We start from the raw sequence: 23,906 nt of genomic DNA, 5'->3' as shown, positions 1-23,906 counted from the left end.
ATGCACGTATGAATGCACCGGCGGTCCCAGGGGCCGGTGAATGCGGCGCTGCGCCGCTGGTCCTAGGACCCGGCTCGGGCGGAGGGCCGATGCGGTGCGCGCGGACCGGAGACTAGCGTTTCCGGCGTGCTGAAGACTGCCTCTGCCATCACCCCCCTGCCCACCGGGCATGCTGAGGGGGTGAGCAACGACGAGTTCCGGGCCGCCATGTCCCGGCTGGCCGCGGGCGTGGTCCTGGTCACCGCGCAGGAACCGCCGCTCGACCCGGACGACCCCCAGGCGCCCGGCGGGGAGGACGTCGGCATGACCGCCACCGCCTTCGTGTCGGTCTCCCTGGACCCGCCGCTGGTGCTGGTCAGCCTGCGTGAGGGCTCCCGCATGGACGACCTGCTCGCCGAGCAGCCGCTGTGGGCGGTGTCCGTCCTCACCGAGAGCCAGCGGCACATCGCGGGCCGCTTCGCGATGAAGGGCCGCATCAGCGACCGGCTGCTCTTCGAGGACATTCCCTGCGTCCGCGGCGAGGCCACCGGCGCCCCGCTGGTCGGGGGTGCGCTGGCCACCCTGGAATGCCGTACCGAGCAGCGGGTGACCGCCGGGGACCACACCCTCGTCATCGGCCGCGTCCTCACCGCGCAGGCGCCCGTCGCGGAAGGCGGACCACTGATGTACTTCCGCGGCAGGTACCGGCAACTGGACTGAGCCCGGAATTCCGCGCCCGGCGAAATTCCGTGGTTTTCCGAAAACGCGGATGCCTAAGGTGCCGGGATGACGATCCGTCTGGAAGTAGTGACCCCCGCGAACTTCGAGGCCGCGGTGGGCATCCGCGTCCGGCCCGAGCAGGAAAAGAACGTCGCACCCGTCCTCAGGTCCCTCGCCGAGGCCTATGTCCATCCGGACGGCGTCGCATGGCCCCGGCTGATCGTCGACGACGGCCGCCCGGTCGGTTTCCTGATGGCCTTCTTCGACATCGACTGGTTCGAGGACGGCAGCGTGCACCGTTCCGGTCTGTGGCGGCTGAACATCGCCGCCGGGGAACAGGGCCGCGGCTACGGCCGGTTCGCCGTCGAGGCCGTGGCCACGGAACTCCGCCGCCGCGGCTGCAAGGAGTTCTACGTCAGCTGGCACCCCGGCCCGGACGGACCCGAGGAGTTCTACCTCGGCCTGGGCTTCCGCAAGAACGGTGAGCAGACCGAAGGGGAGACGGTGGGCGTGCTGGACCTGTGACCGGCCCCGGCCCACCGCCCGCTCCCCCGCCCCCGGCCGGAGCGGACCGGGCGGCCCGCACGCGCCTCGCGACGGCCGGACCGGCTAGGCGGGCTCGATGGTGAAGCCGGCCAGGCGCGACGGGTCCGAGACGATCTCGACGACCGAGATGTGATCGGCCACGAAGGTGAAGGTCAGGACCCGCTCCAGGCGGTCGTCCGCGTACACGGCCAGGCCGGTCGCACCGTCGACCAGGACCGGACGCGCGACGCGCGCCAGGTGGGCGAAGCCCGTCGCGCCCGCAGCGACCCGGCTCGCACCGCTGGTGACCCCGGCCTCGCTGCGGGCCACCACGTCCGGGTTGAGCACCGCGAGCAGCCCTTCGAAGTTCCCGTTCCGCGCGGCGGCGAGGAAGGCGTCCACCACCTCCCGCTGCCGGACCAGATCGACCTCCGGCGCCTCGGCCCCCCGCACCCGGCGCCGCGCCCTGCTGGCCAGTTGCCGTGCCGTGGCCGGGGTGCGGCCGAGGATGCCGCCGATCTCCTCGAAGGGCACCCCGAACAGGTCGTGCAGGACGAAGGCCAGCCGCTCGGCCGGCGACAGCGTGTCGAGGACCACGAGGAGGGCCAGCCCGACCGAGTCGGCCAGCAGGGCGTCCTGCGCGGGGTCCGGATCGGCGGAAGGGGCCGGGCGCCAGGTGTCCAGCGGCTCCTCGCCCCGCGAGCGCCGGGAACGGAGCATGTCGAGGCAGACCCGTCCGACGACAGTCGTCAGCCAGCCTCCGAGGTTCTCCACCTCGCGGGTGCCGGACCGGCTCAGCCGGAACCACGCCTCCTGCACGGCGTCCTCGGCCTCGGGGACGGAACCCAGCATGCGGTGGGCGACGGCCCGCAGATGCCCGCGGTGCGCCTCGAACCGCTCGGCGAGAAAGTCGTTGTCGGTCATCGGTGGGCCCGGCCTCTCCGTCGTCCGCGGTGCTCCTGCACCACACTGACGACGCGGAACCCGGAGATGTGACAGGGCGCGGCAAGATCCGAAAGAGAGGCCCTAACCCCAGTCCCGTCCGGAACGCCCCCGCTTCGTATCCGCGCGCTGCTTCTTCTCCCGCAGCCGGCGTTCGTTGATGCCGCGCGGGATGCGGGTCGGCTTGCGGGGCTTCGGCGGCGGCGCGCTGGCCTCCGCGAGGAGCGTGGCGAGACGTACGGCGGCGGACTCGCGGTTGCGCCACTGGGAGCGGTGCTCGGAGGCCCGTACGGACACCACCCCGTCGACGAGACGGCCGGCCAGCCGCTGCAGCGCCCGCTCCTTCCACACCTGAGGGAGTGCCTCGGTGCGGGCGAGGTCGAAGCGCAGCTCCACCTGCGAGTCGCTGGTGTTGACGTGCTGTCCGCCGGGCCCTGACGACCTGGAGAAACGCCACATCAGCTCGGCCTCGGGGAGCGAGACCGAGCCACGGATGAGATAGGGCCCGGACATGCGTTCCATGTTCCCGGTCCGGCCCGGTCCACGTCACCTGGATTTCCGGCTGGGTAAAAAAGGTAAAGGGATCCGGAACCACCGGGACCCCCCTCGACGTTCTCCCGGGTGAGGGTAGCTTCGTCGGCACAGACGTGCACGACGGATGTGCACGGATATGCACGGAACTAGGGAAGGGACTCCCAATCATGGCTGTAAGCCTGTCCAAGGGTGGCAACGTCTCGCTCACCAAGGAGGCTCCGGGCCTGACCGCCGTCACCGTGGGCCTCGGCTGGGACGTCCGCACCACCACCGGCACGGACTTCGACCTCGACGCCTCCGCGATCGCGGTGAACACGCAGGGCAAGGTCTACTCCGACGGTCACTTCGTCTTCTTCAACAACAAGCAGACCCCGGACAACTCCATCGTCCACACCGGTGACAACCGCACGGGTGAAGGCGCCGGCGACGACGAGGCGATCAACGTCAACCTGGCCGCCCTCCCGGCCGACATCGAGAAGGTCGTCTTCCCGGTCTCCATCTACGACGCCGAGAACCGCGGCCAGAACTTCGGCCAGGTCCGCAACGCCTACATCCGCATCATCAACCAGGCCGGCGGCGCCGAGATCGCGCGCTACGACCTGTCGGAGGACGCGGCCACCGAGACGGCCATGATCTTCGGCGAGCTGTACCGCAACGGTGCGGAGTGGAAGTTCCGCGCGGTGGGCCAGGGGTACGCCTCGGGCCTGGTCGGCATCGCCCAGGACTTCGGCGTGAACGTCTGACGTATCCCCCGGACCTGAACCCCCGGATTCACCGAACCCCCGGATTCACCGAACCCCCGGGTTCACCCGGGCAGCGCGGAGTACAACGCGGTGGCGGCGGCCTGGACCGCGGTCAACGTCAAGTAACGCCCCGCACGGCAGCCCGGTCCGCCCGTCACGGGTGGGCCGGCCTGCCGTCCCCGTACAGCCAGTCCCGCCAGATCTCGGAGAAGTCCAGGCCGGGGGCCGCCTTCTCCACGTACGCGGTGAACTCCGCGGTGTTCACGGTGCCGTGGCGGTGGGAGGCGGCCCAGCCACGGATGATGTCGTGGAAGGTGTCGTCGCCGGTCTTCTGGCGGATCTTCTGCAACACCATCGCGCCCCGCACGTAAACCGGGCTGTCGGAGATGTGCGCGGCGCCGGACGGCTTCGCCGGCGGGAAGGCCCAGATGTCCGCGTCGTCGTCCTCGTAGTGCTCGGTGAAGGTCTGCCGGGCGCTCGGGCCGCCGTGGTCCTCCGCGTACAGCCACTCCGCGTACGTCGCGAAGCCCTCGTTGAGCCACATGTCCCGCCAGGACTCCGGGGTGACCGAGTTGCCGTACCACTGGTGGGCGAGTTCGTGGACGAGGGTGGAGGTCTCGGGGGCACCCGGGAAGACGGGACGGTTCTGGGTCTCCAGGGCGTATCCGGCGTCCTTCGGGCGGTCGACGATCGCACCGCTGGAGGAGAAGGGGTACGGCCCGAAGTTGGTCTCCTCCCAGTCGAGGATCCCGGGGATCTTCGCCAGGACCTTCGCGCTCGCCCCGGCCTGCTCCGGATCGACCGCGGTGAGCACGGGCAGACCGTGCGGGCCGGTGGCACGGCCGATGTCGTAGTGGCCGATCGCGACCGTGGCGACGTAGCTCGCCATGGGCTGGGCGGTGTGCCAGTGGTAGGCCGTGCGTCCGCCCTCGTCGGACCGGTCGCTCAACTCACCGTTCGAGACCGCCTGGAGGCCCTTGGGCACGGTGACGGTGATGTCGTAGGCGGCCTTGTCCGAGGGATGGGCGTTGCCGGGGAACCAGGCCATGGAACCGACCGGTTCGCCGAGGGCGAGGGCGCCGTCGGCGGTGGGCAGCCAGCCCTCCTCGGCGCCGTCGGGGTCGGTGAGGGTCTGCGGAGTGCCCGAGTAGCGGACGGCCGTGCGGAACGTCTCGCCCTTGCGGAGGTCGTCGTGCGGGCGGACGGTGAGTTCCTGGCCCGCGCGGTTCCAGCGGGCGTCCTTGCCGTCGACGGTGACCGAGTCGACGTGCAGCCCGGTGAGGTCGAGATCGAACGCCGACAGGTCCTGGGTGGCCCGGGCGGTGATGACCGCCGTGCCGGTGAGACGGCGGCCGGCCGGGGTGTAGTCCAGGGTGAGCGCGTAGTGACCGACGTCGTAGCCGCCGTTGCCCGCCTTGGGGAAGTACGGGTCGCGCACGCCCGAGCCGCCCGGGGTGCCCCGCACACCACCGTCGCATCCGGTGCCTATGAGGGCGAGGGCGACGGCGACGGCCGGGACAAGGCGCGCAGATCTGGACATGTCAGTGATCTTAGGCGGGCGGCACGCACCGACCGCAGGGCCCGGCCGACCGGCGTGACACCATCTGCTGCGTGCTCGACATCGGCTACGCCCTCTCCAACCGGTTCCCGGACCCGCCGCAGACCGACTACCGCCGCGCGGACGTCCATGCGCTGCGGCACGACCTGTTCTGCGGGGACGTCTACCTCGCCGACACCGACAGCGACCGGGAACTGTCCACAGCCTGGGGATGGGTGCCGGTGCTGGACTTCGCCTGGGCGCTGTGCGACATCGTGGAGCAGCTGGACCGCGACCCGATGGGCTCCCGCGCCGCCCGGCCCCAGCGGGCCGAGCTGGACTTCACCGAATCCACCGACCGGCTGCTCTTCGAGCGCCGCTTCGGCTGGGTCGACATCACCTCCGACTGGCAGCCCGCCGAGGAGCCCCCGCTGGCCTTCTCCCACGCAGAGCTGCGCCGCGAGGCCCGCGACTTCCTCCACGACCTCGTGGCCGACCTCACCGACCTCCACGACGACCTGGCCGAGAACCCGGCGATCTGGACCCTCCAGTCCCGCTTCCCCCGCCTGCCCTGACACCTCAGCCCTCCACCCGGATCCCCAGCTCGGCCGCCAGCACCGGAGCCAGGTCCAGCAGCTGGGCCGGGCTGACGACCGCTCCGGACAGGCGGTCCAGGCCGCGCACGATCTCCAGCGGGGCGGCACCCCGCAGGTCCACGTCCTTCAGGGCGGCGCCCCCGAAGTCGGCGCCCTTCAGGGCACAGTCGACGAACTCCACCCGCTCCAGCCGTGCGCCGGCGAAGTCCGGTTCGATCAGGACGCAGGACTCGAAGACCACGTCCGTCAGCCGGGCCTCGCGCAGATTCAGGAAGTCGATCTTCCCGCCCCGGATCACGACCCGCTCCAGCACCGCGCCGTGCAACTGGGTGCCGCCCAGCCGTGGTTCGACCAGCTCCACGTCCCGGAACGTGGACTCGGCGAGCTGCGTACCGACCCCGCGCAGCCCGGTCAGCACCGAGTCCAGCACACGCGCCCGGCCCAGCGCCGTCCCGTCCACCGCGCAGCCCGTGACCGCGCAGTCCATGAACCGGGCGCCCACGCCGTCATGCCCGGCCAGGTCCGCCTCCCGGAACTCCAGCCCGTCGTAGTCACCGTCCGGCTCCAGCTCCCCGCCGGCCCAGGGCAGCAGAGCCGGCAGCCGCACCTCCGGCCGCCGCGCACCCTTCACCGTCTGCCCGCCCGCCGGCCGGCTCCCCGTCGCTCGCCTCACCATGCCCCCATGCTGCACCCCGCCACTGACAATCGGCCGTGAGCCGGGAAAGCTCCCGCCGGAACCCGGCCGGGCCACCCTTGACCGCTCCCGCCGGAACCCGGCCGGGCCACCCTTGACCGCTCCCGCCGGAACCCGGCCGGACCACCCTTGACCGCTCCCGCCGGAACCCGGCCGGGCCGCTCTTGACCTCAAGCACGCTTGAGGTAACAGGCTCGGGGGCACGCGAAGCCGCTGCACCAAGCCGCTGCACCAAGCCGCCGCACCAAGCCGTCTCCCCTGGGGGGTCCCATGCACGCCGTGCGCCTGCACGCCTTCGGCCCGGCCGAGAACCTGACCTACGAGGAGGTCGCCGACCCGGTCCCGGGACCCGGCCAGGTACGGATCACCGTCGCCGCCGCCGGGGTGCACCTGCTCGACACCGCTCTGCGCGAGGGCCACCGGGGTCCGCTGCCCGAACTGCCCGGCCTGCCGACCGTGCCCGGCCGGGAGGTGGCGGGAGTCGTGGACGCGCTCGGCGACGGCGTCGACGGCACCTGGCTCGGCAAGCGGGTGGTGGCCCACCTCGGGAACGCGCCCGGTACGCCGAACTCGCCGTCACCGGGGCCGAACGCCTCCACGAAGTGCCCGGGAACCTGGACTTCGCCGCGGCCGTGGCCATGATCGGCACAGGACGTACGGCGCTGGGCATCCTGCAGTTCGCCGAGCCCGGACCTGACGACGTGGTCGTCGTACCGGCCGCGGCCGGCGGCATCGGCACCCTGCTCGTGCAGTACGCCAAGAACGCCCGGGCAACCGTGATCGGACTCGCGGGCGGCCCGGAGAAGACAGCCCGGGTACGGGCGGAGGGCGCCGACCTCGCCGTCGACTACTCCGACCCCGGCTGGCCCGCCGAGGTCCGCGCCCACCTCGGCGGAAGGGCGGCCACCATCGTCTACGACGGCGTCGCGGGCACGGTCGCCCGCGAGGCCGTCGCCCTGCTCGGCCCCGGCGGCCGGCACCTGGTCTTCGGCTGGTCGGCCGAGGGCATCACGGAGGGCCGCGGTCACTTCGCCGACGGCGTCTCGGAATCCGTCCTCGGCCCGGCGATGCCGCAGAGGGCGGGCGGCCTGCGCGCGCTGGAACTGCGCGCCCTCGACGAGGCCGCCCGGGGCCGGCTGCGTCCGGCCGTCACCCGCTTCCCGCTCGCACAGGCGGCCGCCGCGCACCGCGCCCTGGAGCAGCGCGGCACGATCGGAAAGGTGGTGCTGGAGCCATGAGCTGCGGGGTGCCGGAACCGGTGGGACCCCCGCCGGAACCGGTGGGACCCCGGCCGGAACCAGTAGTCCCCCCCCCGCCGGAACCGGTGGGCTCCCCGCCGGAACCGGTGGGCTCCCCGCCGGAACCGGTGGGCCCTCCGCCGGAACCAGTAGGCCTTCCGCCGGAACGGGTGGGGCCCCTGCCGCACGCCCCTGAGGCCGGCCGGCGGGTCAGCGGCCCGTCCGCGCGAGCCCGGCCAGCGCCCCGTCCGTGAGCCGGTACACCGTCCACTCGTCCTGCGGCCGGGCACCCAGCGCCTCGTAGAAACCGATCGCGGGCTCGTTCCAGTTCAGCACCGACCACTCCAGCCTTTCGTACCCGCGCTCCGCGCAGATCCGCGCCAGTGCGGTCAGCAACGCCCGCCCGTGCCCGCCACCACGCGCGCCCGGGCGGACGTACAGGTCCTCCAGATAGATCCCGTGCACCCCCCGCCAGGTGGAGAAGTTCAGGAACCACAGCGCGAACCCGACCGCCTCACCGCTGTCCTCGTCCACCGCCAGGTGCGCGAAGGCGGCCGGGCGCTCCCCGAACAGCGCCTCGGCCAACTGCTCCTCGGTGGCCCGCGCCTCCTCCGCCGCCTTCTCGTACTCGGCCAGCTCACGGATCAGGGAATGGATGACAGGGACATCGGCAGGGGTCGCGGCACGGATCATGAGGGGAGGGTAACCGCGGCCCCCCACCCCCCGTCACCCGGTTTCCGCACCCGTCGGCCACCGGGCGGGCCCGGGCCCTCAGTGCCGTCCGGCCACCCGGTCCGCCACCCTCGCCAGGCGCGACGACTGCGTGCCCGGATGCAGCCGCTCACGCTCGTCGGCGGCCCGGTAGGTCGCGTACATCCCGTGCACGCCCAGCCAGCGGAACGGCTCCGGCTCCCACTTGCGGACCTTGTGGTTCACCCACGGCAGGTCCGTCAGCCCCGTCCGACCGCCCTGACCGGAGTCCTGTTGGACCAGGTCCCGCAGGGTACGCGCAGCCAGATTGGCCGTGGCCACACCGGAACCGACATAGCCGCCGGCCCAGCCGAGACCGGTGGAACGATCCAGCGTGACGGTCGCGCACCAGTCGCGCGGCACACCGAGGACCCCCGACCACGCGTGTTCGACCGCGACACCCGCCAGCGAGGGGAAGAACCGGGTCAGGATCTCCCGCAACGCCTCGACGGTCGCCGGCTGCGTACGACCGTCGTTGTCCGTGCGCGAACCGAAGCGGTACGGCACGCCCCGCCCGCCCAATGCGATCCGGCCGTCGGCCGTGCGCTGCGCGTACATGTACGCGTGCGCCATGTCGCCGAGCGTCTCCCGGCCCGCCCAGCCGATCGCCGCCCACTGCTCCTCGGTGAGCGGCTCGGTGACGAGCATCGAGGAGTTCATCGGCAGCCACGTCCGCTTCTGTCCCTTCAAGGACGCCGTGAAGCCCTCCGTGCAGCGCAGGACGTATGGGGCACGAACGGTGCCGTACGGGGTCACCGCGTGCTTGGGACGGATCTCCGTCACCGGCGTCGACTCGTGGACCGTCACCCCGAGCGCCTCCACGACGGCCGCGAGCCCCTTCACCAGCTTCACCGGATGCAATCGCGCCCCGTGCGGCGTCCACGCCGAGCCGACCGCGTCCGCGACACGGATCCGCTCGGCCGTCTCCCGGGCCCCGTACAGCTCCCGGTCCTTCTCGCCGTACGCCAGCTCGTGCTCGTGGAACGCCCTCAGCCGCGCCAACTGCGCGGGTGTCGTCGCCACCTCAAGCACGCCGCCCTGGTGCACATCGGCGTCGATGCCCTCCGCCCCGGCGACCGTGATCACCTCGGCCACCGTGTCGTTCATCGCCTTCTGCAGCCGGACGGCGGCCTCATGACCGTGCAGCTTCGCGTACCGGTCCCGGCCGGCGATCCCGTTGTAGAGCCACCCGCCGTTGCGGCCCGAGGCGCCGTAACCGCAGAACTTCTGCTCCAGCACGGTGATCCGCAGGAAAGGCGCCGCCTTCTTCAGGTAGTACGCCGTCCACAGACCCGTGTACCCGCCACCGACGATGACCACATCGGCCGACGCGTCCCCGGACAGCGGCTCCCGGACCACCGGAAGACCGTCATCCGCGTACCAGAACGACACGCCACCGTTGACGACACTGCTTGCCGAGCTGCTCATGGCCGGGACGTTAACCCCTGAGCCCCGCCAGTGTCTCCTTCGGATTCCATGCTTTTCCCCGGCCCCTGACCAGCGGATAACAGGCAAGCCCGAGCAACGCGGCGACGAAATGCCCGAAGTCGGTGAAGGCCGGCCCCTCGGTCAGCGGCAGCCCGAAGGCGACCAGCACCGCCGCCAGATACCCGTACCGCCAGGGCACCGCGATCCGGTAGGCGAGCACGGCGATCACCCCGGCCAGCGCGTAGCTCACCCCGATGTCCAGCGTGTCCACCGCCGCGTGCGGAGCCATGCCGTCCTGGATCGCCTTCAGCAGCACCCCCTCGCTGATCAGCGAGGCCAGCACGTGCGCCACCACGCACACCGCCAGCCAGCGAGCCGTACCCAGCCAGCGCTCCGCCGGCGCGTGGAACACCGTGTAGAGGAAGGCGTACGGCACCCAGTGCCCGCCTTCGATCCACATCGCGCTCGTCACCAGCACCCGCACCGGACTGCGCGACAGCTCATGGATGTTCGTCGACCGGTGCCGCAGGAAGTGCTGCTCGAACTCCGGCGACATGCGGTGCAGGGCGACCGTCGTCACGAACAGGATCCCCAGCCACACGTACGTACCGGGAGCACTGCGGACATACGCCCACAACCCGCCCAGGCGCCGCTGAATTCGCATGAGCCGATTCACGCACGCCACTACCGCCCGGCTCGTGATCGACATCCCCGACATGAAAAAGCCCAGGCGGGAACGGATCCCACCTGGGTCTGGAGCCCCCTGTCGGATTCGAACCGACGACCTTCGCTTTACAAGAGCGGCGCTCTGACCAGCTGAGCTAAGGAGGCAGGTGCACGTCTCGAGGCCGTGCGAGAAAGCGGCTCCACTGTACACAGAGCTTGTCTCCCCGGGCCACGAAGTTCCCCGGCGGCGAGGCACGGAGCACACCGGTGTGGCCCCGCCGGGAATTTTCGTGAAGTTCACAGCGGTGCGGGTGCTGACAGGGCAGGTGGACGGCAGGTAGCGTCCTGACCCGGTTCACTCCGGTGGACTACACCAACCACCTTCCTACAACGGATCGTCCGGCACGTTCCTGCCGGTAGAAGGGGGCCCATTCACCATGGCCACTGTCACGTTCGACAAGGCGACCCGGATCTACCCGGGTTCCACCAAGCCCGCCGTCGACCAGCTCGACATCGCGATCGAGGACGGCGAGTTCCTCGTCCTGGTCGGCCCGTCGGGCTGCGGCAAGTCCACCTCCCTGCGGATGCTCGCGGGTCTGGAGGACGTCAACGGCGGCGCCATCCGCATCGGTGACCGCGACGTCACGCACCTGCCGCCCAAGGACCGGGACATCGCCATGGTGTTCCAGAACTACGCCCTGTACCCGCACATGACGGTCGCCGACAACATGGGCTTCGCGCTCAAGATCGCCGGTGTCAACAAGGCGGAGATCCGGCAGAAGGTCGAGGAGGCCGCGAAGATCCTCGACCTCACGGAGTACCTGGACCGCAAGCCGAAGGCGCTCTCCGGCGGCCAGCGCCAGCGTGTCGCCATGGGCCGCGCGATCGTGCGTGAGCCGCAGGTCTTCCTCATGGACGAGCCGCTGTCCAACCTGGACGCCAAGCTCCGCGTGTCGACGCGTACCCAGATCGCGTCCCTGCAGCGCCGCCTCGGCATCACCACCGTCTACGTCACCCACGACCAGGTCGAGGCCATGACGATGGGCGACCGCGTCGCGGTTCTCAAGGACGGTCTGCTCCAGCAGGTCGACTCGCCGCGGAACATGTACGACAAGCCCGCGAACCTCTTCGTCGCCGGCTTCATCGGCTCCCCCGCCATGAACCTGGTCGAGGTGCCGATCACCGACGGCGGCGTGAAGTTCGGCAACAGCGTGGTGCCCGTCAACCGCGAGGCGCTGACGGCCGCCGCCGACAAGGGTGACCGCACCGTCACCGTCGGCGTCCGTCCCGAGCACTTCGACGTGGTGGAGCTGGGCGGCGACGTCGCCGCGTCCCTGTCGAAGGACACCGCGGACGCACCGGCCGGTCTCGCCGTCTCCGTGAACGTCGTGGAGGAGCTGGGCGCCGACGGCTACGTGTACGGCACCGCCGAGGTCGGCGGCGAGGTCAAGGACCTGGTCGTCCGGGTCAACGGCCGCCAGGTCCCGGAGAAGGGCTCCACGCTGCACGTCGTGCCGCGGCCCGGCGAGACCCACGTGTTCTCCACCTCCACGGGCGAGCGGCTGTCCGACTGACGCTCGCACCGAGAACGCTCGGCGCATGGGCCCCGCGGCCGGTCCGCGGGGCCTTTCGCATGGGCGCGGACACCCCGGCAGAGCGATCGTTCCGGGCGGAGGTCGTCAACGCACTACCCAGAAAGTGGCGCTAGTTCATCCCCCAATAGGGTGACTCAATGTCTCCAAATCATTACTGCACGCTACCCTCACACGCGTGAAGCACTCCACCACCCCACAGACGCGCCGCGGCCACCGGGGCGGCCCTGCCCGCCGGATCGGCCGCACTCTCGCCCTCGTCCTGCCCGTCGTCCTGGTGCTCTCCGGGACCCTGGCGGTCACCCGGGTCAACTGGACGGGAAGCCCGTCCGGCTCGGTGCTGGCCGCCTCCGACGTCTCCGCGGCGGAGGCTCCTGCCGAGCCGGCCGCCCAGGCTCCGCAGGACGTGCTCCGCGACCAGCTGATGACCGAACTCCAGCACAAGAACCCGGGGGTCGTCCTCACCCACCTCCAGCAGGCCGTCAACGGTCACCCTTCGCTGGCCCGGCACTGCGGCTCCCTCGCCCGCGCCCTCGGCAAGGCGGCGGTGCGCATCTACGGCGCCTCACGGGCCCAGTCGTACGCCCGCCCGGTGTGTGACACGGCCTTCGCCTCGGGTGTCCTCGCGGCGCACACCTGATCGCGCCGGAGCCCGCTTCCGGTGGGAAGCGGGTGACAGCCGTCCGAGGAGCCCACGGCCACCCGCACGCGGCTCCGGGGCGCCACGTACAGTGCGGTCATGACCCATCCGAACGCCGCGTCGCGCCCCACTCAAGCCGTGGTCCTGGCCGGTGGCCAGGGCTCCCGGCTGCGTCCGTACACCGATGACCGGCCCAAGCCGATGGTCGAGATCCCCGGGACGGGGACTCCGATCATCGGCCATCAGCTGACCTGGCTCGCCGAGGAAGGTGTGACGGACGTGGTGGTCTCCTGCGGCCACCTCGCCGAGGTCCTGCAGAAGTGGCTGGACTCGGCCGACCTTCCGGTCTCGGTCACCACCGTCGTGGAGTCCGAGCCGCTCGGCCGCGGCGGCGGTCTGCGGTACGCCGCGGCGCGTCTGCCCCATCCGGACCGGCCGTGGTACGCCACGAACGGGGACATCTGGACGCGGTTCTCCCTGCGGGACATGGCCGACTTCCACGCGGAGCGGGATGCCGTCGCGACTCTGGCGCTGGCTCGTCCGCGAATCCCCTGGGGTGCGGTGAAGACCGACGGGTTCGGGCACATCACCGACTTCATCGAGGCTCCGCCGTCGACGTTCGAGATCAACGCGGGTGTGTACGTGTTCTCGCCCGAGTTCGCCGGCATGCTGCCCGAGCGGGGGGACCACGAGCGGACGACGTTCCCGCGGCTGGCACGGGAGAAGAAGCTGGCCGGGTTCCCCATTCCGCAGGGGGCGTACTGGCGGGCCATCGACACGGCGAAGGATCTGACCGAGGCGGCGAAGGAGTTGGCGGCGCTCGGCCGGTGACGGGGGAGTCGGCGGCGTCCGGTGGTTACGGCGCTCGTCCGGCTGACGGCCTGTGGGGGCGGTCGCGTCCGGGTAGAGGCCCCGCACCTGGGGAGGTGCGGGGCCTTGTGTGTCTGGGGGTCAGCCCAGGAGGCCGCCTACCAGGCCCGGCTGGCCTGTGGAGGACGTGCCGCCGGAGGTGCCGGTGCCGCCGGTCGACGTGGAGCCGCCGGAGGTGCTGGTGCCGCCCGTGCTGGTCGGTCCCGCGGTCGTGCTGGGGGCGCCGCCCGTGGTGGGGGAGGTCTGGCGGGGCGGGACCTGGCCCGTAGTGCCCTGGGTCTGGCTGGGCGTCGAGACTGCGGCGCCGGTGCTCTGGCCGGCACCCGGTGTCGTCGCAGCCCCCGAGGGCACCGCGCCGGCCGTGGCGCCGTCCGTCGGGGAGGCGGAGGCCGCCGGGGCCTTCTTGTGCCGCTTGCCCGGTTCCTGGGGGAACGGGGAGCCGGGGAGCTGGTTGCGCGGGGCCTCGCCGGGGCCGGGGACGACCACGCGGCTGGAGTCGCGCACCGCGCCGCCCAGCAGCGAGCCGATGAGGAGGGTCAGGCCGACGGTGATCGCCGTGATCAGGGCGCCGCGGCGCAGAACGAAGCGGCGCAGTTCCCAGATGTCGGAGCGGGGTCCGAGCCTGCGCCAGGCGCTGCCCGCGAGGCGGCCGTCGATGGAGTAGACGGGGGCGCCGGCGATGATCAGCGGGGACCAGGCGGCGAGATAGATGATGTCGGGGGCGTCGTAGGCGGGGACGGTCTTCCAGCTGACGGTGACGATCAGGGCGGCGGAGAGCAGGACGCCGATGACCGCGGCCACGCGCTGCCAGCAGCCGAGGATGGTCAGGACGCCGACGACCACCTGGAGGAAGGCGATGACCAGGCCGGAGCCGACGGGGTGCTGGAGGGCGAACTGGCGCAGTGGCTCGGCGACGTCCCAGGGGTGGAGCGTGTTGAGCCAGGTGACCATCGAGCCGCGCTTGCCGCCGTCGAAGTAGACGGGGTCGCAGAGCTTGCCCATGCCGGCGTAGATGGAGATGAAGCCGAGGAAGATGCGCAGCGGGAGGAGGACGACGCCGAGGTTCAGCCGGCGACCGGGGTAGTACGCGTGCCGGGCCGGGTCGTCTCCGTGGCGTCTGGCGGGGCGCGGGCCGTCCTCGTCGGTGTCGGCCGGGTCCGGGTAGCCGTCGTACGGCTCGTGGCCGGCGTCCGGGTAGACCGGTGCGTCGTAGGCGCCGGTCGCCGTGCGCATGTGCGGCAGGAGGCGGGTGCCGTCGGCGTCGGGGGCGGTGCGCTGGTGGCCGACGACGGGGGTCTCGACGGTCTGGTCGAGTTCGTCGTAGGTGTCGGCGTAGCCCGTATGGACGCGTGGGATGACCTGGGTGGCGCCGGCCTCGGCCTCGTCGGCGTGGCGCACGCTGCTGCCCCGCACGGCCTGGAGGAGCCGGTGCGCTCCGGTGTCGTCGGGGGCGGACTTGCCGCTCCACACGACGGGGCGGCGGCGGCCGGTGGTGCCCGCCCGGCCCGCCGTGCCCACGACGGGCATCCGGGCGGTCTCCTGGCCGACGCTCAGATGCCGGGCGATCCGCGGGGATTGGGTGCGCTTCGCCGACGTGCCCAGTTGCACGCGGAAGCTGGCGTGATTGACGATGACCTGCGCCGGATCGCTCGGCACCTTCACCATGCTCAGCGCGGGAGCGTCGTCGAATCCCGACGAGCGGTCCCCCGTGGGTGTGCGGGGTGTTCTGGTGTCCACACTCATCTAACCGAGTGATGTGGCGTTAGGACACTGCTTTGACCGGGCGGATGTGTCCGGACCCCGTCAAAGCCGCCCGGAGCGCCATACGGACGCCTGAATTAACCCGCAAGGGTGCACTTCCAGACAGGTGTTCAGGCCTGCCCGGGTCCTGTTCAGCTCCGCCTGCGGGCTGCCTCGTAGAGGACGATGCCTGCCGCGACGCCCGCGTTCAGCGATTCCGCGCCGCCGGGCATCGGGATCCGGACCCGGAAGTCGCAGGTCTCGCCGACCAGCCGGGACAGTCCCTTGCCCTCGCTGCCGACCACGATGACGACCGGCCCTGCCAGTGCCTCCAGGTCGCCGAGTTCGACCTCGCCGTCCGCAGCCAGGCCGACCACCGTGACGCCGGCCTTCTTGTAGGACTCCAGCATCCGGGTGAGGTTGGTGGCGCGGGCCACCGGGGTGCGGGCGGCCGTACCGGCGGAGGTCTTCCAGGCGCCGGCGGTCATGCCGGCCGAGCGGCGCTCGGGGACGACCACGCCGTGGCCGCCGAAGGCCGAGACCGAGCGGACGACCGCGCCGAGGTTGCGCGGGTCGGTGACCCCGTCCAGGGCGACGACCAGCGGGTCCTCGCCCTCGTCGGCGGCCCCGTCGAGCAGGTCCTCGGGGTGGGCGTACTCGTACGGCGGGACCTGCAGGACCAGGCCCTGGTGGTTGAGGCCGTTCGTCATGCGGTCCAGTTCGGGGCGCGGGGCCTCCATCAGGTTGATGCCGCCGCGCTCACCGGCGAGCTGGAGGGCCTCGCGGACGCGCTCGTCGTTGTCGATGAACTGCTGGACGTAGAGGGTCGAGGCGGGAACGCCCTCGCGGAGCGCCTCGACGACCGGGTTGCGGCCGACGACCAGCTCGGAGGCGGACTTGCCGCCCCGGCCGCGGACCGCCGGGCGGCGCACGGCCTGCTTCGCCTTGGCGGTGGCGATGCGGTTCTTCTTGTGTCCCTTGCGCATCTCGGCGGGCGGGGTCGGGCCCTTGCCCTCCAGGCCCTTGCGCCGCTGGCCGCCACTGCCGACCTGCGCGCCCTTCTTGCCGGACATGCGACGGTTGTTCGCGGCCATGACCTACCTGTCTCTGTGATGCGTTCGGATGTGTACGTCTATGCAGTGTGCCGCCCGGAGGTCCGGGCGGCACAATCGATCACCGGACCGACGACGGTCTCAGCGTGAGCCGAGGCTCCAGCGCGGTCCCTGCGGGCTGTCCTCGATGACCAGGCCGGCCTGGGCCAGCTGGTCGCGGATGGCGTCGGCGGTGCCCCAGTCCTTGCGGGCGCGGGCGGACTCGCGCTGCTCGAGGACGAGCCGGACCAGGCTGTCGACCACGCCGTGGAGGTCCTCGCCGCGGTCGGTCTCGCCGGCCCAGTGCGGGTCGAGCGGGTCGAGGCCGAGGACACCGAGCATGGCCCGGACCTCGGCGAGCCGGGCGACGGCGGCTTCCTTGTCGTCGGCGGCGAGGGCGCTGTTGCCCTGCCGGACGGTGGTGTGCACGACGGCGAGGGCCCCCGGGACGCCCAGGTCGTCGTCCATCGCCTCGGCGAAGGCGGGCGGGACGTCGGCGGCCGGCTCGACGGTCTCCCCGACCAGCTCGGTGACGCGCTGCACGAAGCCCTCGATCCGCGCGAACGCGGACTCGGCCTCGCGCAGCGACTCCTCGCTGTACTCGATCATCGAGCGGTAGTGCGGTGTGCCCAGGTAGTACCGGAGCACGATCGGCCGCCACCGTTTGACCATGTCGGTGACCAGGACGCTGTTGCCGAGCGACTTGGACATCTTGTCGCCGGCCATGGTGACCCAGGCGTTGTGCACCCAGTACCGGGCGAAGTCGTCGCCGTAGGCCTTGGCCTGGGCGATCTCGTTCTCGTGGTGCGGGAAGATCAGGTCGAGGCCGCCGCCGTGGATGTCGAAGGCGGAGCCCAGGTACTTGTGGGCCATCGCCGAGCACTCAAGGTGCCAGCCGGGGCGGCCGGGGCCCCATGGGGTGGGCCAGGTGGGCTCGCCGGGCTTGGCGGACTTCCACATGGCGAAGTCGCGTGCGTCCCGCTTGCCGGTCTCGCCCTCGCCGGACGGCTGGCGCAGGTTGTCCAGCTCCTGCCGCGACAGCTCCAGGTACTGCGGGAAGGAGCGCACGTCGAAGTAGACGTTGCCGTCGGCCGCGTAGGCGTGCCCGCGCTCGATGAGGCCCTGCATCATCTCGACCATCTCGGTGATGTGGCCGGTGGCGCGGGGCTCGTACGTGGGCGGGAGGCAGCCGAGGGCGGTGTAGCCGTCGTTGAAGGCGCGCTCGTTCTCGTACCCGATCGACCACCACGGGCGGTTCTGCTCGTGGCTCTTGGCGATGATCTTGTCGTCGATGTCGGTGACGTTGCGGACGAACGTCACCTGATAGCCGCGGTACTCGAACCAGCGGCGCATGATGTCGAAGTTGAGGCCCGAGCGGATGTGGCCGATGTGGGGCGCGGCCTGCACGGTGGCGCCACAGAGGTAGATCGAGACGCAACCCGGCTTGAGCGGGGTGAAGTCACGGATCTGCCGGGCGCTGGTGTCGTACAGGCGAATAGTCACCACTCCAGGGTAGTGGGCGCCGGGCAGTGCCATGCGCCCACCGGCAAGGTTGCCCGCCTCAGAGCGAGCCGACCACCTTGCGCGCCGAGATCCGTACGACGACCCGCTCGGCGTCGTCCTTCGACGCCGGGTTGAAGTCCGCGTACTTCTTGCCCGTGTACTTCAGGCTCAGCTCGTCGATGAGGTCCTGGCCGCCCTCGGTCGTCACCTCGGCGGTGCCGCGGATCTCGGCGTACGTGTAGGGCGCGTCGGCGGGCTGGACGAGGACCGTCACGCGGGGATCGCGGCGCAGGTTCTTCTCCTTTTGCCGGCCGACCGTCGTGGAGAAGAGGATGTCGTCGCCGTCCCGCTTCACCCAGACCGGGGACAGCTGCGGGCTGCCGTCGGGCTGGACGGTGCCGACGATGATGAACACCGGGGTGTCGAGCAGGGACTTGAGGTCGTCGGACAGGGCCGCGGACATGGAATACCTCCGGAGAGCGGGACCAGCGATCACTCTCCGCGTACCCTCGCACGCTCCTGGTGTATCCGCATCCGAACCGCGAAATGCCGCCCCTCAGCCCGCAGACCGCACCACCAGTGCCGTCGCGATCGCCATCAAGCCCTCGTCGCGGCCCGGGAAGCCGAGGCCGTCGGTCGTCGCACCGGAGACCGAGACGGGCGCGCCGGCCGCCTCCGAGAGGATCTTCTGGGCCTCGTCGCGGCGCTTGCCGATCTTCGGGCGGGGCCCGACCACCTGGACGGCGATGTTGCCGACGGTGAAGCCGGCCTCGCGCACGATCCGGGCGGCCTCGGTGAGCAGGGTGACCCCGGAGGCACCGGACCACTCGGGGCGGCCGGTACCGAAGTGCTGTCCGAGATCACCGAGGCCCGCGGCGGAGAACAGCGCGTTGCAGGCCGCGTGGGCGACGACGTCCGCATCGGAGTGGCCGGCCAGGCCGGGGCCCTCACCGTCCCACTTCAGGCCCGCGCACCACAGCTCGCGGCCCTCCTCGAAGGCGTGGATGTCGGTGCCGATGCCGACCCGGGGCAGCGGGTAGGGGAACTCAGAAGCCATCGTTGAGCCTCCTGCGGGCCAGGACCGCCTCGGCGAGTACCAGGTCGAGCGGACGGGTGACCTTGAAGGCCTCCTCGTGACCGGGGACGGCCACGACCGCCTGTCCCAGCCGCTCCACCATGCTCGCGTCGTCGGTGACGTCGCCGGTGACGGTCTCGTGGGCGCGGACCAGGGTCGCGCGGTCGAAGCCCTGCGGGGTCTGCACGGCGCGCAGCCGGGCCCGCTCGGGTGTGGCGACGACCGGCTCGGGCTCGCCGGTCACGGCTGCGGGCTCGACCTCCTTGACGGTGTCCGCGAGCGGCAGCGCGGGCACGACGGCGGGGGCGCCGTCGCGTACGGCCTCGATGACCGCGTCGACGGTGTCGACCGGGACGAGCGGCCGGGCCGCGTCGTGGACCAGGACGATCCCGTGTTCGGGCGGCAGCGCGTCCAGGCCGAGCCTGACCGACTCCTGCCGGGTCTCCCCGCCGGGGACGACCAGGAAGTCCGTGCGGTCGGGCAGCGCGTGCGCGTCGAGCAGGGACTTGACCTCGGCGGCGCCGTCCGGCGGGGCCACGACGACCACCAGGGAGACGTGGCGGGATGCGGCGAGGGCCCGGACCGCGTGGATCAGCATGGGAGTGCCGTTCAGCGTGCGGAGCGCCTTGGGGGCGCCCGGGCCGAGACGCACGCCCCGTCCGGCGGCGGGAATCACGGCGGCGACGGGGGTCTGCGCGGGCTGGGGGCGCGATTCGTCAGACATCGGTTCCTGTCAGGTTTGTGTGCTCGACCTACGTGGGTATGGCCTGGAGGAGTGCCGGGCGCGACGCCTTGACCGGACCCTTTCCGTGACCCTGGTCGAGCCATCAGCCCGGGCCCGGCACATCAAGTATCGGGGGGTTTCCTCGAAGGGGTACGGGGGGCTTTCCGGCGTCCCGTGCCGGCGCGGGGATTTCCCCGGGACGAACACGCCCCGGTCGAACATGCCGGGACGAGCATGCGGGGACGAACATGCCGCAGCGCCCGGCGACAATGTCTGTCATCGGGCACCACGGCATTTACTGTGCTGAGCGTGCCGGAAGCGAAGGTTCGCTGCCGCTGCGCGTCAGGAGGCGAGCACCTCGTCGAGCAGGGCCTCGGCCTTGTCCTCGTTGGTGTTCTCGGCGAGAGCCAGCTCGCTCACCAGGATCTGGCGGGCCTTGGCGAGCATGCGCTTCTCGCCCGCGGAGAGACCGCGCTCGCGCTCACGACGCCACAGGTCACGCACGACTTCCGCGACCTTGATGACATCGCCGGAGGCGAGCTTCTCCAGGTTTGCCTTGTAACGACGCGACCAGTTCGTGGGCTCCTCGGCGTACGGCGCGCGCAGCACCTCGAAGACCCGGTCCAGCCCGTCCTGACCGACCACATCACGCACGCCGACGAACTCCGCATTGTCCGCTGGCACACGTACCGTCAGGTCACCCTGGGCGACCTTCAGCACCAAGTAGGTCTTGTCCACGCCTTTGATCTGGCGAGTTTCGATGGCCTCGATCAGCGCGGCCCCGTGATGGGGATAGACCACGGTGTCGCCAACCTTGAACGTCATGTGACAGGTACCCCTTCCGTGGCTATCCAGGGTAACACGGATACGGCGTCTTCTGAATGGCGTTTTCGCAGGTCAGGGCATATCTCGGGGCTTGACAACAGCAACCGGAACGTGCTGCGGCGAGCCTGCGGAAGCGGGTATTCGCAGGTCGGAGGGGCTGTCCGGGCGCGACGAAACACGTACGTCACAGGCCCCGGAAGGCCACCTCGAGCGGCCGAACGTCCCGATTTGTCCGGTTCCAAGCGTACGACTTCCGCTACTCCGTTCGGTGACTCGGGACGGATGCGAGACGAATCCGGAATTGATCAACGGCGGCCGGGAGGGTGGTCCGGTGATCAATATCCGGCTGTTCACGCATTCCTTCACGGAAATTTTGCGAGTGCCGTCGAGAGGGGCTCACCGTCGCGTTATGTGAATGACGGACGAGCGGACCCGCAATGTGACCGTGGAGTCACTTGAGGCCCCGTGGGGTACCCCCACCTGGAGGGAAGGCCGGGCCCTGGGGGAGGGTCGGGTGCAGTGGCGTCGGAACGGCTCGGTAACCTAAGGCCGCTGACAGACACTTAGGGTGGCTTTATAAGGGGAGCCGCCCGCGCGTTCAAGGAGTTGCCGCCGCCGTGAGCAGCAGCCTTCGACGCGGCGCCCTCGCCGCCTCCGCCATCGTCTTCTCGATCGCCTCGCTCGCCGCCTGTGGCGCCGGCAACAATGCACAGACCCTGGAGATCAAGCCGGACAACGCGGCGACCAGCGTCGGTGACATCAAGGTCCAGAACGCCGTGGTCATCACCCAGCCCGACCTGAAGTCGACGGGTCCCGCGGTGGTCTCCGCGACCCTGTTCAACAGCGGCCGCACCGAGCAGACCCTCCAGTCGGTCACCCTGGACGGCAGCGGTACCGCCGCCGAGCTGAAGGCCGCCAAGGGACAGAGCCTGACCGTCCCGGCGGGCGGCTCGCTCGTCATCGGCGGCAAGGGCAACGCCTCCGCGGTGCTGCCCAGCGGCCGTGAGGCCGTGCAGGACGGCAACGCCCAGAAGGTCACCTTCACCTTGAGCAAGACCGGCAAGGTGAGCCTGCTCGCCTTCGTGGTCCCGGCCACGAGCTACTTCGACGAGTGGGGCCCGTCGCAGATCCCGTCCGCGCCGGCCTCCGGCGCCCCGGGCGCCACGGCCTCCGGCAGCGCCACCGCCTCGAGCAGCGGCAAGCCGGAGAAGGGCGGCAAGAACAGCCCGTCCGGCTCCCCCAGCGGCTCGGCCGTCACCCCCGGCGACTCGGCCTCCCAGTCGGCCGCCGGCCACTGACCCGGTCACACGCACGAAGGGCGGCACCCCGCACGGGGTGCCGCCCTTCGCCGTACGACGGACCGCGGTTTACGGCTCGAACTTGTAGCCCAGGCCGCGCACCGTCACCAGGTACCGCGGCGCGCCCGGGTCCGGCTCGATCTTGGCGCGCAGCCGCTTGACGTGGACGTCGAGGGTCTTGGTGTCGCCCACGTAGTCGGCGCCCCAGACGCGGTCGATGAGCTGCATGCGGGTCAGGACGCGGCCCGCGTTGCGCAGGAGCATCTCCAGGAGGTCGAACTCCTTGAGGGGCAGGTCGACCTTGGAGCCGGCGACCGTGACCACGTGGCGGTCGACGTCCATGCGGACCGGACCGGCCTCCAGGGCGGCCGGGGTGACCTCTTCCGGCTCGCCGCGGCGGCGCAGCACCGCGCGGATGCGGGCGACCAGCTCGCGCGAGGAGAACGGCTTGGTGACGTAGTCATCGGCTCCTATTTCGAGACCGACGACCTTGTCGATCTCGCTGTCCTTCGCGGTCACCATGATCACGGGGACGTTGGAGCGGCCGCGCAGCTGGCGGCAGACCTCGGTGCCGGGCAGGCCGGGCAGCATGAGGTCGAGGAGGACCAGGTCGGCGCCGTTGCGCTCGAACTCGTCCAGGCCGTCGGGGCCGGTCGCCGCCACGGCGACTTCGAAGCCCTCCTTGCGGAGCATGTACGACAGGGCGTCGGAGAAGGACTCCTCGTCCTCGACGACGAGCACTCGGGTCACGGAAGGACCTCCGGGGCGGGAAGCGGTTCGTACGGGGATGACTCGATGGGGCCGGCCTCGTCGAGGCCGGGGTGCTGCCCGGCGCGGTCGCGGGCCGCGCCCGCCTCCGGCAGCCGGAGGGTGAAGGTGGAGCCCTGGCCTTCGGCACTCCAGACCGTGACCTCCCCGCCGTGCGAGGCGACCACGTGCTTGACGATCGCGAGGCCCAGACCGGTGCCACCGGTGGCCCGGGAGCGGGCCGGGTCGACGCGGTAGAAGCGCTCGAAGATGCGCTCCTTGTCCTTCTCCGAGATGCCGATGCCCTGGTCCGTCACGGCCAGCTCGATCATGTCGCCGCCGGACGCGGACACCCGGCGGGCGGCTATGCCGACACGGGTGCGGGCCGGGGAGTAGTTGACGGCGTTCTCGACCAGGTTGCCGAGGGCTGCGGCCAGCTGCCCGCGGTTGCCCCAGACGTGCAGGTCCGCGGTGCCGCCCGCGGCCATCGTGATCTGCTTCGCGCCCGCCTGGTGGCGGCAGCGGTCGATGGCCTCGGCGACCAGCTCGTCCACGCGGACGGGCTCGGCGTCCTCCAGCGGGTCGTCGTTCTGCACCCGCGAAAGATCGATCAGTTCCTGGACCAGGTTGGTCAGCCGGGTCGCCTCGATCTGCATCCGGCCCGCGAAGCGCTGTACGGCCTCGGGATCGTCTGAGGCGTCCATGACGGCCTCCGAGAGCAGGGAGAGTGCGCCGACCGGGGTCTTCAGCTCGTGGCTCACGTTCGCGACGAAGTCGCGTCGGACCGCCTCGATCCGGCGGGCCTCCGTCAGGTCCTCGACCAGCAGCAGGACCAGACGGGAGCCGAGCGGGGCCACGCGGGCGGAGACGGCGAGCGCCTCGCCCCGCCCGGTGCCGCGCCGCGGCAGATCCAGCTCGACCTGGCGTATCTCCCCGTCTCTGCGGGTGTCGCGGGCCATCTGGAGCATCGGCTCGACGGCGAGCTTGCCGCCGCGGACCAGCCCGAGGGCATAGGCGGCGGAGCTGGCCTTCACCACGGCGTCGGCCTCGTCGAGGACGACAGCGGAGGAGCGCAGCACCGACAGCACGGTGTCCACGCCGGGCGGGAGTACGGGATCGGTGTGCAAGGAAGTCCTGGTGGGTCGCTTCTGGTCGCGTTCGCTCCAGCGGAACGCCAGCATGGCGATGACACCGGTGAGCACCCCGGCGATCGCTGCCGCTGCGGCGACCGCCGCGTTCACGTCCATGCATCCAGGTTAGGCATGCGGTACGACATGACCACAGCCGTCGAGGTGCGACCTCGAACACTCGTCGCCCAGAGTTCACCTTGGAGCCAGTACTGGTTCATTTGGGGTGGCGGAAACAGACGCGTACGGGGCACACGTTGGAAGCGTGGGGTTCGTACCGCCGGTTTCGCCACGGGGCGCACGCGTGAGATGACGGCCCCCG

24 protein-coding genes, 1 tRNA gene and 1 pseudogene are annotated in these 23,906 nt (G+C 71.2%); 9 read left to right on the top strand and 17 right to left on the bottom strand.

Annotated features, from left to right (window positions below; all coding sequences use genetic code 11):
* The first annotated feature begins 180 nt into the window (after positions 1 to 180).
* Together JK359_RS07550 and JK359_RS07545 are read left to right on the top strand one after the other, a co-directional pair.
* Complete coding sequence (locus JK359_RS07550; RefSeq protein WP_201833140.1) at positions 181 to 699, top strand: flavin reductase family protein; 519 nt, start codon at positions 181 to 183, stop codon at positions 697 to 699.
* A gap of 66 nt (positions 700 to 765) precedes the next feature.
* Positions 766 to 1,224, top strand: a complete 459-nt coding sequence (locus JK359_RS07545) for a GNAT family N-acetyltransferase (RefSeq protein WP_201833138.1) — start codon at positions 766 to 768, stop codon at positions 1,222 to 1,224.
* An 84-nt stretch (positions 1,225 to 1,308) separates the two neighbouring features.
* On the opposite strand, the gene JK359_RS07540 is transcribed toward JK359_RS07545, so the two are convergent.
* On the bottom strand, positions 1,309 to 2,148 hold the full coding sequence (locus JK359_RS07540; RefSeq protein WP_201833136.1) for a sigma-70 family RNA polymerase sigma factor: 840 nt from the start codon (positions 2,146 to 2,148) through the stop codon (positions 1,309 to 1,311).
* A 102-nt stretch (positions 2,149 to 2,250) separates the two neighbouring features.
* Positions 2,251 to 2,688 (bottom strand): alternative ribosome rescue aminoacyl-tRNA hydrolase ArfB, encoded by a 438-nt coding sequence (arfB, locus tag JK359_RS07535; RefSeq protein WP_201833123.1) that lies wholly within the window; start codon positions 2,686 to 2,688, stop codon positions 2,251 to 2,253.
* Between the two features lie 179 nt (positions 2,689 to 2,867).
* Between arfB and JK359_RS07530 the strand changes: the two genes are divergently transcribed.
* Complete coding sequence (locus JK359_RS07530) at positions 2,868 to 3,443, top strand: TerD family protein (protein ID WP_201833121.1); 576 nt, start codon at positions 2,868 to 2,870, stop codon at positions 3,441 to 3,443.
* Positions 3,444 to 3,597: 154 nt separating this feature from the next.
* Here the strand turns inward: JK359_RS07530 and JK359_RS07525 are convergent, their stop codons facing one another.
* The gene (locus tag JK359_RS07525) at positions 3,598 to 4,983 is read right to left on the bottom strand and encodes a M1 family metallopeptidase (protein ID WP_201833119.1); all 1,386 of its coding nucleotides are present in this window, start codon (positions 4,981 to 4,983) and stop codon (positions 3,598 to 3,600) included.
* A 71-nt stretch (positions 4,984 to 5,054) separates the two neighbouring features.
* Between JK359_RS07525 and JK359_RS07520 the strand changes: the two genes are divergently transcribed.
* On the top strand, positions 5,055 to 5,555 hold the full coding sequence (locus JK359_RS07520) for a hypothetical protein (RefSeq protein WP_201833117.1): 501 nt from the start codon (positions 5,055 to 5,057) through the stop codon (positions 5,553 to 5,555).
* 4 nt (positions 5,556 to 5,559) lie between these two features.
* On the opposite strand, the gene JK359_RS07515 is transcribed toward JK359_RS07520, so the two are convergent.
* Positions 5,560 to 6,252 carry a pentapeptide repeat-containing protein gene (locus JK359_RS07515; RefSeq protein ID WP_201833115.1) on the bottom strand — a complete coding sequence of 231 codons (693 nt, stop codon included), beginning with the start codon at positions 6,250 to 6,252 and terminating at the stop codon, positions 5,560 to 5,562.
* Between the two features lie 288 nt (positions 6,253 to 6,540).
* On the opposite strand from JK359_RS07515, the pseudogene JK359_RS07510 reads away from it, so the two are divergent.
* Positions 6,541 to 7,508 (top strand): annotated as a pseudogene (locus JK359_RS07510) (zinc-binding dehydrogenase).
* A 210-nt stretch (positions 7,509 to 7,718) separates the two neighbouring features.
* Here the strand turns inward: JK359_RS07510 and JK359_RS07505 are convergent.
* The 4 genes from JK359_RS07505 to JK359_RS07490 all read right to left on the bottom strand — a co-directional run bounded on the left by JK359_RS07505 (position 7,719) and on the right by JK359_RS07490 (position 10,517).
* Entirely contained in the window at positions 7,719 to 8,201 is a 483-nt protein-coding gene (locus tag JK359_RS07505; protein WP_201833114.1) for a GNAT family N-acetyltransferase, read from the bottom strand.
* A gap of 78 nt (positions 8,202 to 8,279) precedes the next feature.
* Positions 8,280 to 9,686, bottom strand: a complete 1,407-nt coding sequence (locus tag JK359_RS07500) for an NAD(P)/FAD-dependent oxidoreductase (protein WP_201833112.1) — start codon at positions 9,684 to 9,686, stop codon at positions 8,280 to 8,282.
* A gap of 10 nt (positions 9,687 to 9,696) precedes the next feature.
* A complete protein-coding gene (locus JK359_RS07495; protein WP_201833103.1) occupies positions 9,697 to 10,350 on the bottom strand; it encodes a rhomboid-like protein in 654 nt (217 codons plus the stop codon).
* Positions 10,351 to 10,440: 90 nt separating this feature from the next.
* A tRNA-Thr gene (locus JK359_RS07490) sits at positions 10,441 to 10,517 on the bottom strand.
* Positions 10,518 to 10,789: 272 nt separating this feature from the next.
* Here JK359_RS07490 and JK359_RS07485 point away from each other — a divergent pair.
* The 3 genes from JK359_RS07485 (at position 10,790) to JK359_RS07475 (ending at position 13,415) form a co-directional block, all read left to right on the top strand.
* Positions 10,790 to 11,926, top strand: coding sequence for an ABC transporter ATP-binding protein (locus JK359_RS07485; RefSeq protein WP_201833101.1), 1,137 nt, complete (start codon positions 10,790 to 10,792; stop codon positions 11,924 to 11,926).
* A 196-nt stretch (positions 11,927 to 12,122) separates the two neighbouring features.
* Positions 12,123 to 12,584 carry a hypothetical protein gene (locus JK359_RS07480; protein WP_201833089.1) on the top strand — a complete coding sequence of 154 codons (462 nt, stop codon included), beginning with the start codon at positions 12,123 to 12,125 and terminating at the stop codon, positions 12,582 to 12,584.
* Between the two features lie 99 nt (positions 12,585 to 12,683).
* A complete protein-coding gene (locus JK359_RS07475) occupies positions 12,684 to 13,415 on the top strand; it encodes a nucleotidyltransferase family protein (protein ID WP_201833087.1) in 732 nt (243 codons plus the stop codon).
* Between the two features lie 120 nt (positions 13,416 to 13,535).
* Here JK359_RS07475 and JK359_RS07470 read toward each other — a convergent pair whose 3' ends face one another.
* The 7 genes from JK359_RS07470 to JK359_RS07440 form a co-directional block, all read right to left on the bottom strand.
* A complete protein-coding gene (locus tag JK359_RS07470; RefSeq protein ID WP_201833085.1) occupies positions 13,536 to 15,197 on the bottom strand; it encodes a DoxX family protein in 1,662 nt (553 codons plus the stop codon).
* Between the two features lie 149 nt (positions 15,198 to 15,346).
* Positions 15,347 to 16,288, bottom strand: coding sequence for a 23S rRNA (guanosine(2251)-2'-O)-methyltransferase RlmB (gene rlmB / locus JK359_RS07465; protein ID WP_201833077.1), 942 nt, complete (start codon positions 16,286 to 16,288; stop codon positions 15,347 to 15,349).
* A gap of 99 nt (positions 16,289 to 16,387) precedes the next feature.
* Entirely contained in the window at positions 16,388 to 17,788 is a 1,401-nt protein-coding gene (cysS, locus tag JK359_RS07460) for a cysteine--tRNA ligase (protein ID WP_201833075.1), read from the bottom strand.
* A 58-nt stretch (positions 17,789 to 17,846) separates the two neighbouring features.
* The gene (locus tag JK359_RS07455) at positions 17,847 to 18,251 is read right to left on the bottom strand and encodes a PPOX class F420-dependent oxidoreductase (protein WP_201833073.1); all 405 of its coding nucleotides are present in this window, start codon (positions 18,249 to 18,251) and stop codon (positions 17,847 to 17,849) included.
* Between the two features lie 93 nt (positions 18,252 to 18,344).
* Positions 18,345 to 18,845, bottom strand: a complete 501-nt coding sequence (gene ispF, locus JK359_RS07450; protein WP_201833071.1) for a 2-C-methyl-D-erythritol 2,4-cyclodiphosphate synthase — start codon at positions 18,843 to 18,845, stop codon at positions 18,345 to 18,347.
* Positions 18,835 to 19,587 carry a 2-C-methyl-D-erythritol 4-phosphate cytidylyltransferase gene (ispD, locus tag JK359_RS07445; RefSeq protein ID WP_201833059.1) on the bottom strand — a complete coding sequence of 251 codons (753 nt, stop codon included), beginning with the start codon at positions 19,585 to 19,587 and terminating at the stop codon, positions 18,835 to 18,837. Before ispD ends, ispF begins: the two co-directional genes overlap by 11 nt.
* Positions 19,588 to 19,929: 342 nt before the next feature.
* The gene (locus tag JK359_RS07440) at positions 19,930 to 20,412 is read right to left on the bottom strand and encodes a CarD family transcriptional regulator (protein WP_003953493.1); all 483 of its coding nucleotides are present in this window, start codon (positions 20,410 to 20,412) and stop codon (positions 19,930 to 19,932) included.
* Between the two features lie 617 nt (positions 20,413 to 21,029).
* On the opposite strand from JK359_RS07440, the gene JK359_RS07435 reads away from it, so the two are divergent.
* On the top strand, positions 21,030 to 21,710 hold the full coding sequence (locus tag JK359_RS07435; RefSeq protein ID WP_201833057.1) for a copper chaperone PCu(A)C domain-containing protein: 681 nt from the start codon (positions 21,030 to 21,032) through the stop codon (positions 21,708 to 21,710).
* A 69-nt stretch (positions 21,711 to 21,779) separates the two neighbouring features.
* Here JK359_RS07435 and phoP read toward each other — a convergent pair whose 3' ends face one another.
* Both phoP and phoR read right to left on the bottom strand, forming a co-directional pair.
* Positions 21,780 to 22,451, bottom strand: coding sequence for a two-component system response regulator PhoP (gene phoP / locus JK359_RS07430; protein WP_466437636.1), 672 nt, complete (start codon positions 22,449 to 22,451; stop codon positions 21,780 to 21,782).
* A gap of 5 nt (positions 22,452 to 22,456) precedes the next feature.
* The gene (phoR, locus tag JK359_RS07425) at positions 22,457 to 23,704 is read right to left on the bottom strand and encodes a two-component system sensor histidine kinase PhoR (RefSeq protein WP_201833055.1); all 1,248 of its coding nucleotides are present in this window, start codon (positions 23,702 to 23,704) and stop codon (positions 22,457 to 22,459) included.
* Positions 23,705 to 23,906: the final 202 nt, after the last annotated feature.

The organism is Streptomyces actinomycinicus (genome assembly GCF_016741775.1).
GTDB lineage: Bacteria > Actinomycetota > Actinomycetes > Streptomycetales > Streptomycetaceae > Streptomyces > Streptomyces actinomycinicus.
The sequence above is the reverse complement of the archived record's forward strand: the minus strand, read 5'-3'. Positions and strand labels throughout refer to the sequence as shown.